Origin of the sequence: Streptomyces aurantiacus (genome assembly GCF_001418335.1) — a bacterium.
GTDB classification, from domain to species: domain Bacteria; phylum Actinomycetota; class Actinomycetes; order Streptomycetales; family Streptomycetaceae; genus Streptomyces; species Streptomyces aurantiacus.
This window is the reverse complement of record NZ_LIPP01000163.1, coordinates 1-9,402: the sequence shown is the minus strand read 5'-3', so window position 1 is coordinate 9,402 and position 9,402 is coordinate 1. Positions and strand designations below refer to the sequence as shown.

The window sequence follows — 9,402 nt, the reverse complement described above, 5'->3', positions numbered from 1 at the left end:
TGCGGAGGGTGGGGGCTGGTCGCGCAGTTCCCCGCGCCCCTGAAAGACAAAGGAATGCGCCGTTCCCCGCGCCCCTAAAGACATAAGGATTGCGCCGTTCCCCGCGCCCCCAGAGAAACAAAGACTGCGCCGTTCCCCGCGCCCCCCGAAGGTCAGCGTTCGCCGCCCGGGAGCCATAGGACGTCGCCGAGGTCCTTGTTGGCTGTTCTGGCCAGGATGAACAAGAGGTCCGACAGGCGGTTGAGGTAGGTGGCCGTGAGGGGGTTCATCACGTCGCCGTGGGATTCGAGGGCCGCCCAGGTCGAGCGCTCCGCCCGGCGGACCACCGTGCAGGCCTGGTGGAGGAGGGCCGCGCCGGGGGTGCCGCCGGGGAGGATGAAGGAACGCAGCTTCTCCAGCCGCTCGTTGAAGCGGTCGCAGTCGGCCTCCAGCTTGTCGACGTAGAACTGCTCGACGCGCAGGGGCGGGAACTCGGGGTTCTCGACGACCGGCGTGGACAGGTCGGCCCCCACGTCGAACAGGTCGTTCTGGACACGGGAGAGGACTTCTACGATGTCCTCGTCGAGGCTCCCGAGAGCGATCGCCGTGCCGATGGCCGCGTTCGCCTCGTTGGCGTCCGCGTACGCCGAGATCCGCGGGTCGGTCTTGGCGGTGCGGCTCATGTCGCCGAGGGCCGTGGTGCCCTGGTCGCCGGTCCTGGTGTAGATGCGCGTCAGATTGACCATGCGGCCAGCGTAGTTACGCGCCGGCCTTTCGCGTCACAGGGCTCTCAACTACGCCGTACGGGCGGCGGAATGAGCCGCCCGGTGTGATGTCCGTCAGATGAGACGTGACGCGCGTTACTTACCGGTCACACGGCCCCTCACGAACGCTAAGGTCCGCCGGAGAGGCAACTCGAAGGCGCGTTGTTCGGGGCTGTCTCGCGTTGTCAACACCGGTTGTCCCGGTCGGCCTGTCGTCCGGCCGGGGGCCCGGGACGAAGCAGTAGGGGAGTCGGACAGTGGCACGGAAGCTCGCCGTCATCGGAGCCGGACTCATGGGGTCCGGTATCGCCCAGGTCGCCGCACAGGCCGGCTGGGACGTCGTCCTGCGGGACGTCACCGACGAGGCGCTGACCCGTGGCACCGACGGCATCAAGGCCTCGTACGACAAGTTCGTGAGCAAGGGGAAGCTGGACGCCGGCGCGGCCGAACAGGCGCTGGGCCGGATCACCACGACCACCGATCTGGACGCGGTCGGCGACGTCGACATCGTCGTCGAGGCCGTCTTCGAGAAGCTGGAAGTCAAGCACGAGATCTTCCGTACGCTCGACAGGCTGGTGAAGGACGAGACCGTACTCGCCTCCAACACCTCCGCCATCCCGATCACCAAGATCGCGGCGGCCACCGAGCGGCCGGAGCGGGTCGTGGGCGTCCACTTCTTCTCGCCGGTCCCGATGATGCAGCTCTGCGAGCTGGTCCGCGGCTACAAGACGAGCGACGACACCCTCGCCGCCGCGCGGGAGTTCGCCGAGTCCGTCGGCAAGACCTGCATCGTCGTCAACCGTGACGTGGCCGGCTTCGTGACCACCCGGCTCATCTCGGCACTCGTCGTCGAGGCGGCCAAGCTGTACGAGTCGGGCGTGGCCTCGGCCGAGGACATCGACCTCGCCTGCAAGCTGGGCTTCGGTCACGCGATGGGGCCCCTCGCCACCGCCGACCTCACGGGCGTCGACATCCTCCTGCACGCGACGAGCAACATCTACACCGAGTCCCAGGACGAGAAGTTCGCCCCACCGGAACTGATGCGCCGGATGGTTGACGCCGGTGACATCGGACGCAAGAGCGGGCAGGGCTTCTACACGTATTGATACGCGTACTGATACACGTACTGACTCCGTGGTGATCTTCTGCCGGTCACGCTGTCACTCGTCGGAGTGGTTTCGGTATCGGTTCGCTCACAGACGGCAACTTCTGCCCCAGTACGGGAGTCAGTCCTGGCAACACAGGACGTGTCCCGCACCACAGGGCATGGAGAAAACGCTGAGCACCACCACGCACAACACGCTGAGACAAACACGCTGAGACAAAGACGCCGAGTACGAATACGCACTCTCGGGGAGCGCATATGCACATCAGGGGCGACCACGCCGAGCTGGTCGTCGGGGGCCGCCTCGACGTACGCAGCGCGGCGGACGCCCGTACGGTCCTGCACTCGGCCGTCGACGACGGAGCCGGCGACCTGGTGCTCGACCTGTCAGAGCTGGACTCTTGGGACGCCACCGGACTCGGTGTCATCATGGGGGTCCACCGGCGGGCGGGGCGGTGCGGCCGGACGCTTGTGCTGCGCGGCGTCCCGCCGCAGATGCAGCGCCTCCTGGTGGCCACCCGGCTCCACCGCATTCTGGCGATCGAGGGCGGTATCGGGGTCGAGTCGCTGCCCAGGGTGTGACGCACAGGGTGGGACCTGCCGGGCGTGACGTTCCGAATGTGACTTCGTTCTTCTCCGTGCGAGGTTCCGCGAGGTTCCGCGTCACTGCCGCAAACGGTGAAGTCCGGATCGGAAGCGGAGTACGAAACCCGTACCTCGCGAACAATCCTCACGAAGCTGTGACGTCTCGGACGGCGCGGTACCCCGTGTGTTCCTAGATACTGTGCGAAGGTTTAGGGTTCGGCTGCCCGCATCTTGAAGAACCCGTGAGCGGGCACCGGACCAGAAGCGACAGTGCAGTGTGCGGCAAGGCCGGAGGGGGCTCGGCACACGACGCTTTTGGGGGGCTTGGACCTATGGACCCGACGAACCGGGGACCCGAAGAGTACGGCCACGACGACGGCTCGGCGCCGCGACAGCGCCCACCGCGTGATCCTTTGACGCACGCGCTGGGACAGGGCGGTGCCCCGCACACGCCCGCGCCGGCCCGCACCGTCCAACTGGTCGTGGGCGACCACCTGCTCACCGTCAATCCCGTCGACGGCAGCGAGATCGAGCTCTGCCCACCGGGCGAGCAGCCGCCGCGGCCCACGAAGTTCAGCGCGTCCGAGCGAGCCGACCAGGCCCGCGCCGCCCGCCCGCCCGTACCGCCGGGGGTCCCGGGGCCCAGGCTGCCGCTCCTGGAGCGGCAGGAGGAGCGTGAGCGCCTCGTACGGCTGCTCGCGCGCGGACGCTCCGTACGGCTCACCGGGCCCTCGGGCTCGGGCCGCACCGTGCTCCTGGACGCCGTCGCCGACGACTGCGCGGACCTCGCGCCCGACGGCGTGGTCCGCCTCAGCGGCCACCGGCGCACGGTGGACGATCTCCTGCACGACCTCTTCGCCGCCGTCCACGACTCCCCGCGGTACCGGCCGGACCGGGACGAACTGCTCGCGTTCGTCCACGACATCGGCGCGGTCGTCGTCCTGGACGACGTGGAGTTCGGCGGCAGCACGCTCGACGACCTGCTCGACGCCGCACCCGAGTGCGCGTTCCTGGTCTCCGCGACGCCCGAGATCGCCGCGCCGTCCGCCGACTCGCTCCTCGAAGAGGTGTTCCTCGGCGGTCTCGGCCGTGCGGGCGGTCCCGAACTGCTGGAACGTGCCGTCGGCCGCGTGCTGACCGAGGAGGAGGCCAACTGGGCGGGCGACCTCTGGTTCGAGTCCGAGGGACTGCCGCTGCGCTTCGTCCAGGCCGGCGCCCTGCTGCGACAGCGCGACCAGCTGCGCGCCGACCCGAGCGCCTTCGCCGAGTTCGGCGACTACTCAAGCGACTACCCGGGCGACTACTCCGGCACCTATGAGGACGGGCTCGTGGAGGGGCTCGCGGACGTGCCCGCGGACCCGCCCCTCGACGCCGAAGACGCCGAGGACGGCACCGACGTGCCGCTGCCCTCGCTCGCCGAGGGTGCCGCGCCCGCCGCGCTGCTCGCCTCCCGGCTCAGCGAGTCGGCCCGCGCCACGCTGCGCTTCGCCGTCGCGCTGAACGGCGAGGTGCCGCACCAGGCGCATCTGCCCGCCCTCGTGGGGCACACGCACGCTGACGCCGCACTCGCGGAGCTCGTCGGCTGCGCGCTCCTCACACCCGTCGGCTCGCACTACCGGCTCGCGGCCGGCGTGCGGACCCAGCTGGAGGCCGTCGGCTACGCGTCCGACGCCGCGGGGACGGCCCACGCCGCCGCCAAGCACTACACCTGGTGGGCCGGGCATCCGTCCGTCACCCCGGAGCGGGTCTGCGCCGAGGCGGACGCCGTGCTCGCCGCGCTGGCCGCCTTGGTACCGCTCACTGTGCCGCCGGCCGACGGCGAGGAGAACGCCGCCGCGGTGGAGCTGGCCAGGACCGTCGCGCCGGCCTTCGCCGCGGGGCTGCACTGGAGCGCCTGGGAGCGCGCGCTGCGCTCGGGAAGCGAGGCGGCCCAGCTCGCCGGTGAGGTCTCGGATCAAGCCTATTTCCACCACGAGTTGGGCGTCCTCGCGCTCTGCGGCGGGCAGATCGACCGGGCCCGCGCCGAACTGGAGGTCTCCATCGGTCTGCGCGGCGCCCTCGCCGACAAGCGGGGCACCGTCGCGGGCCGGCGCGCCCTCGCGCTGGTCGCGGACCGCTCGGGTTTCACACCCCCGGCGGGCATCGGACCCACGACGGGCGAGGAGGTGTCCGGCGCGCGGTACGAGGAGTCGGCGTCGCCGCCCGGTGGCGTACCGGCCGCGTTCGCGCCGGCCCCCTCGCCGCAGCGGCCCGGGGAGCCCACCACACTGATCACACACCGGAGCGGGCCCGCCTCGCCGCCGAAGCACGGCAGGGTCAAGGGCCTGGTCAACGGCACGCGCCGCAATCTGGTGGCCGTCGGAGCGGGCGCTCTGCTCGCCGCCGTGCTCGGCACGGTGGTGACGCTCGGCGCGACCTCCAACCCGGACGACAACACGCCCTCGGAGAGGGTCGGCGTCAACCCGTCGGCCGACGTGGGCGACGACGGCGGGCTCGACGCGGACCAGCCGAAGAAGGACAGCGGCGACGCGGGCTCGACGGCCGGTCCGGTCGACCCCGGCGCGGACGGCGTCCCCGGGACCGCGGACGACCCGGCGCCGACGTCGTCGGCCGGGCCGTCGGACGAGCCGAGCGGCTCGAAGGACCCGAGCCCGACCAAGTCCACGCCGAAGCCGACGTCGACCAGTCCTAAGCCGTCGTCCACCTCGCCGAAGCCGCCGACCAGTCCGAAACCGCCGACCAGCCCCAAGCCGACGGACACCACGACTCCGCCACCGACCGGGCCCACCGGGACCGGAACGTCCACACCGGCGACCTCCGACTCGGCCGGCGCCGCCGCCCCGTCCGGCCCCGCCCAGAGCAGCGGCTCGGCGGACAGCAGCGCGTCCGGATCGCCGTCGGTGGTCTGAGGCGCGGACGGCGCGCACCCCGCTGCCGTCAGAACAGCCGCAGCTTGTCGTCCTCGATGCCCCGCATCGCGTTGTAGTCGAGGACCGTGCAGCCGATGCCCCGGTCCGTGGCGAGTACGCGGGCCTGGGGCTTGATCTCCTGGGCCGCGAAGACGCCGCGGACCGGTGCGAGGTGCGGGTCGCGGTTCAACAGGTCCAGGTAGCGCGTCAGTTGCTCCACGCCGTCGATCTCGCCGCGCCGCTTGATCTCCACGGCGACGGTCCCGCCGTCCGCGTCGCGGCAGAGGATGTCGACCGGGCCGATGGCCGTCATGTACTCGCGGCGGATCAGCGAGTAGCCCTCACCGAGGATCTCGATGCGGTCGGCGAGGAGTTCCTGGAGGTGCGCCTCCACGCCGTCCTTGATCAGGCCGGGGTCGACGCCCAGTTCGTGCGAGGAGTCGTGGAGGACCTCCTCCATCGTGATGATGAGCTTCTCGCCGGCCTTGTTGACGACGGTCCAGACACCTTCCGCGCCGTCACCGGCTCCCGGATCCTCCTTCAGGGTGCAGGGCGGCGACATCCAGTTGAGGGGCTTGTAGGCCCGGTCGTCCGCATGGATCGAGACACTGCCGTCCGCCTTCACGAGGATGAGGCGGGGGGCCGACGGGAGATGGGCGGTGAGCCGGCCCGCGTAGTCAACGGAGCAGCGGGCAATGACGAGACGCATGGTCGGCAACGCTACTCGACCGGTACGGGTCGGCGCGATCCGCCCAGGAGGCTCGGGGACCGGAGCTGGAGCAGAGCTCCTCCTGTCGTCCCTGTTTCCCCGGATAAGCCCTGTTGTCTCCCTGGACAGGTCCTGATCGAAAGTGGCCGGTTGTGTGCACATCGGGTCCTCGCGGTGTTCCCAATGTCCTGGTGCGGCCCCGAACAGTTGCCTACCGTATGAACGGGAGGTCGCGATGCATGTACTCAGCGTGTTCGGTGTCGCGGCCTTCTTCCCTGTCCGTGAACCCCCTCGGCCGAGGGGGTGCGAGAGGAGAACCCATGTCGCTGGACGTCTCACCGGCCCTACTCGAAAAGGCCGAGCGAGGCGAGGTCGACGAAGCGGAATTCGTCGACTGCGTCCGGACCTCCCTGCCCTACGCATGGGGGATGATCAGTTCCCTGGTGGCCCAGCTGAAGGTGGACGGCGGCAACTTCGCCGACAACCAGACGCCTCCGCCGGACGAGCAGGCGCGGGGCCAGTTGTTGCGTGCCCTCGCGAGTGACGCGATACGAGGCGCGCTGCAGCGGCACTTCGGGGTGCGGCTGGCCTTCCAGAACTGCCACAGGGTTGCGGTGTTCCCGCTGGACGACTCGGTGGACGACACCCTGGCCCGCTTCACGTCGGTGCGCAGTCAGGTGCTGAACCAGTCGCCCGAGTTCCGGGACTGCTGATGCAGTGATACCGCACGGCTTGCCGCTCCGTACGCGGGAGGTGTTCTGTACCGGAGCGGCAGGCTTCCCCGGCTCGGGCCTGTTCGCCTCGGTCCCGGGCCGGCTCACCGGAGCCGTGGCAGCACCTCGCCCCCCAGCCGCCGTACGTTCTCCTCGGTGGCGGCCAGATCCCCTGAACCCTCCACGAGGAGGGCGAACCGGGTGATCCCCGTACGCTCGGAGGTCGCCGCGAGGCGGTCCGCGCACAGCCGGGGGGTGCCCACCGGGTGGAGCCCGCAGAGGAGTTCGGTGTAGGCCAGGGGATCGCGCATCGAGCGCTTGCGGCCGTCGACCGTCACATGCGCCTCCAGTCCCTGCTTCAGCCAGCCCGGCATGGCCTTCTGGAGCGTCTCGACGGCGTCCGTCCGCCGGTCCGCGATCTGCGCGACGCCGGCCGAGACATGGGCGGCGCGCGCGATCCCGTCGGGGGAGTGCCCCGCGGCACGCGCGTACGTACGCCACAGTGCGACCATCTCGGCCTTCTCTTCGTCCCCCACATGCATGCCGAGGAGCATCGGCAGCCCGCGCTCGGCGGCCAGCCGGACGCTCGCGGGCGAGGTGCACGCGACGATCACCTCCGGGCTCTCACCGCCCGACAGGGCCTCCGACGGCCTTGGTACGACAGGGACTTCGCGGAAGCCGAAGCGCTCGGAGCCGCCCGCCACGGACGGCCCGCGCAGCCAGCGCACCAGCAGATCGAGTGATTCCGGGTACCCCTTCTCGTACGCCTCCAGACCCGACCCGAAGACCTCCAGGTCGACCCATGGTCCGCCGCGTCCCACCCCGAGCGAGAAACGGCCGCCCGACGTCACGTGCAGCAGCGCGGCCTGCTCGCCGAGCGCCACGGGGTGCACGGTGGGCAGCACGCTGACCGCCGTGCCCACGCGGATACGACGGGTGCGCCCGAGCAGTAACGCCGCGAGCGTCACGGCCGACGGACACGTCCCGTACGGCACGAAGTGGTGCTCGGCCAGCCACACCGCGTCGAGGCCTGCCTCCTCGGCGACCTCCGCGGACCGCACCGCGCGGTGCAGTGCCTCGCCTTGGCCCTGACCGGGAAACTGGGCCGCCAGAACAAAACTTCCTACGCGCATCGCACTCCTGCCTCCTTGTGCCGACGCGGCTCCCCCACTTCGCATAACCGCCCGACACGTGCCAAGGACACGGCTTGGTGGGGAGATTGGCGGATTGTCTGCAGAATGAGCCGTTCGTGCGGGGAAGCTGTGGGAATCGGTGACGTACACCAGCCCTTGGACGCTCCGCGTAGGCTTGGCCGCAGCCCGTGCTCCCTGTATAGCTCCGTGAGGTGTCCTGTGTCCCCGCGTCGCAACCGTCCCTCCGCAGCCGGCTCCGGCCGGCCCGCGGACGAGGATCCGTCCGGCCGGTACGGCGGCTGGCAGTCGTCGGAGAGCTGGCAGGGCGAGTCCTGGAGCGTACGGCACGTGGCGGGCGCGAGCGCGCAGGGCAAGACGTACCGCTGCCCCGGCTGCGACCAGCTGATCCCCTCCGGCGTCCCGCACGTGGTGGCCTGGCCCGAACACTGCGGTGTGGACGAGCGCCGCCACTGGCACAAGGCGTGCTGGAACGCGAAGGACCGCCGCACCACACGGGTGCAGCGGTCCCGGAACGCGCCGAGGTTCTAGACAGTTTCGGAAACCCCGACCGATACCTGTACGTCTCGGCTACACGTCCCGTCGCGCGAGCAGTGCGTACGCGCCCGCGATGGCCGCCGCCGTCACACCGATCAGCAGGGTGAGCTGCGGGACGCCGGTGTCCGTCTCGGAGTCGATCTGGAAGATCTTGGCGAGCGCGTTCGGAGCGGCGTAGTCCATCATCGTCTCGCCGAGCGAGCGCATGCTGTCGGAGATCATCAGGAACGCGGGCAGGATCGCCGGGAGCAGCACCAGGCCGAGCATCGCGGTGATCGCGCCCGCGGAGTGCCGCAGCATCGAGCCCACGGCGAGCGCGAGCACACCGAGCAGCGACACATAGAGCGCGCCCAACAGGACGCTCCTGCTCCACCCGACGTCCGACGCCCCGCTGTGCATGCCCGACGTGATCAGGCCGACGAACCCGATGGCCAGGACGGACACGACGAACACGACGGCGAAGAAGATCAGCAGCTTGGCGGTGAGCACCCGGTGGCGCTGGGGCGAGGCCGTGAACGTCGTACGGATCATGCCCGTGCCGTACTCGGACGAGATCACCAGCACGCCCAGGGTGATCAGGCAGATCTGCCCCAGGATCAGCCCGAAGAAGGCCGGGATCGTGTACGGGACGTCCGAGTAGTCGTTGTCCTTCGTGTTGACGGCGACGAGGAGGCCGATGCCGACGACCAGGAGCAGGAAGACACCGAGCGTCCACATCGTGGAGCGCACCGACTTGATCTTCGTCCACTCCGAGGTGAGCGCGTGCCCGAGATGCGTGGGCGTGACCGGAATCGGTGAGGTGTACGCGTTCCCGGGCGCCGACTGCCAGTTCGGGGCAGGGGCGGCCTGCTGGTGCGACTGCGGCTGGGGCGTGCTCATCGGGCGTCCTCGGGCTTGGTCAGGTCGGGGGCGGTGGAGGGCTGCGCGGGGGCGGCGGCAGCGGACTGAAC

At 70.4% G+C, this 9,402-nt stretch carries 9 protein-coding genes; 5 read left to right on the top strand and 4 right to left on the bottom strand.

The features are described from left to right. Positions 1-152: 152 nt before the first annotated feature. Positions 153-725, bottom strand: coding sequence for a cob(I)yrinic acid a,c-diamide adenosyltransferase (locus AOK01_RS22210; RefSeq protein WP_055514412.1), 573 nt, complete (start codon positions 723-725; stop codon positions 153-155). A 275-nt stretch (positions 726-1,000) separates the two neighbouring features. On the opposite strand from AOK01_RS22210, the gene AOK01_RS22205 reads away from it, so the two are divergent. The 3 genes from AOK01_RS22205 to AOK01_RS22195 all read left to right on the top strand — a co-directional run bounded on the left by AOK01_RS22205 (position 1,001) and on the right by AOK01_RS22195 (position 5,342). Next, a complete protein-coding gene (locus AOK01_RS22205) occupies positions 1,001-1,849 on the top strand; it encodes a 3-hydroxyacyl-CoA dehydrogenase family protein (RefSeq protein ID WP_055514410.1) in 849 nt (282 codons plus the stop codon). Between the two features lie 257 nt (positions 1,850-2,106). Continuing rightward, positions 2,107-2,430 carry an STAS domain-containing protein gene (locus AOK01_RS22200; RefSeq protein WP_055514408.1) on the top strand — a complete coding sequence of 108 codons (324 nt, stop codon included), beginning with the start codon at positions 2,107-2,109 and terminating at the stop codon, positions 2,428-2,430. A 335-nt stretch (positions 2,431-2,765) separates the two neighbouring features. Continuing rightward, positions 2,766-5,342, top strand: a complete 2,577-nt coding sequence (locus AOK01_RS22195) for an ATP-binding protein (protein WP_055514406.1) — start codon at positions 2,766-2,768, stop codon at positions 5,340-5,342. 28 nt (positions 5,343-5,370) lie between these two features. Here the strand turns inward: AOK01_RS22195 and nucS are convergent, their stop codons facing one another. Next, complete coding sequence (nucS, locus tag AOK01_RS22190) at positions 5,371-6,051, bottom strand: endonuclease NucS (protein WP_055514404.1); 681 nt, start codon at positions 6,049-6,051, stop codon at positions 5,371-5,373. 320 nt (positions 6,052-6,371) lie between these two features. Between nucS and AOK01_RS22185 the strand changes: the two genes are divergently transcribed. Next, positions 6,372-6,764 (top strand): SCO5389 family protein, encoded by a 393-nt coding sequence (locus AOK01_RS22185; RefSeq protein WP_055514402.1) that lies wholly within the window; start codon positions 6,372-6,374, stop codon positions 6,762-6,764. 104 nt (positions 6,765-6,868) lie between these two features. Here the strand turns inward: AOK01_RS22185 and AOK01_RS22180 are convergent, their stop codons facing one another. Further along, the gene (locus tag AOK01_RS22180) at positions 6,869-7,897 is read right to left on the bottom strand and encodes an LLM class flavin-dependent oxidoreductase (RefSeq protein ID WP_055514400.1); all 1,029 of its coding nucleotides are present in this window, start codon (positions 7,895-7,897) and stop codon (positions 6,869-6,871) included. Positions 7,898-8,116: 219 nt separating this feature from the next. Here AOK01_RS22180 and AOK01_RS22175 point away from each other — a divergent pair, with 219 nt between their 5' ends. Then, complete coding sequence (locus AOK01_RS22175) at positions 8,117-8,446, top strand: hypothetical protein (protein WP_055514398.1); 330 nt, start codon at positions 8,117-8,119, stop codon at positions 8,444-8,446. Between the two features lie 39 nt (positions 8,447-8,485). On the opposite strand, the gene AOK01_RS22170 is transcribed toward AOK01_RS22175, so the two are convergent. Further along, the gene (locus AOK01_RS22170) at positions 8,486-9,331 is read right to left on the bottom strand and encodes an ABC transporter permease (RefSeq protein ID WP_055514396.1); all 846 of its coding nucleotides are present in this window, start codon (positions 9,329-9,331) and stop codon (positions 8,486-8,488) included. Positions 9,332-9,402 lie beyond the last annotated feature (71 nt).

Coding starts and splice junctions, on each gene's coding strand:
- AOK01_RS22210 (WP_055514412.1), bottom strand. CDS start 725: ATGGTCAATCTGACGCGCATCTACACCAGGACCGGCGACCAGGGCACC.
- AOK01_RS22200 (WP_055514408.1), top strand. CDS start 2,107: ATGCACATCAGGGGCGACCACGCCGAGCTGGTCGTCGGGGGCCGCCTC.
- AOK01_RS22195 (WP_055514406.1), top strand. CDS start 2,766: ATGGACCCGACGAACCGGGGACCCGAAGAGTACGGCCACGACGACGGC.
- nucS (WP_055514404.1), bottom strand. CDS start 6,051: ATGCGTCTCGTCATTGCCCGCTGCTCCGTTGACTACGCGGGCCGGCTC.
- AOK01_RS22185 (WP_055514402.1), top strand. CDS start 6,372: ATGTCGCTGGACGTCTCACCGGCCCTACTCGAAAAGGCCGAGCGAGGC.
- AOK01_RS22180 (WP_055514400.1), bottom strand. CDS start 7,897: ATGCGCGTAGGAAGTTTTGTTCTGGCGGCCCAGTTTCCCGGTCAGGGC.
- AOK01_RS22170 (WP_055514396.1), bottom strand. CDS start 9,331: ATGAGCACGCCCCAGCCGCAGTCGCACCAGCAGGCCGCCCCTGCCCCG.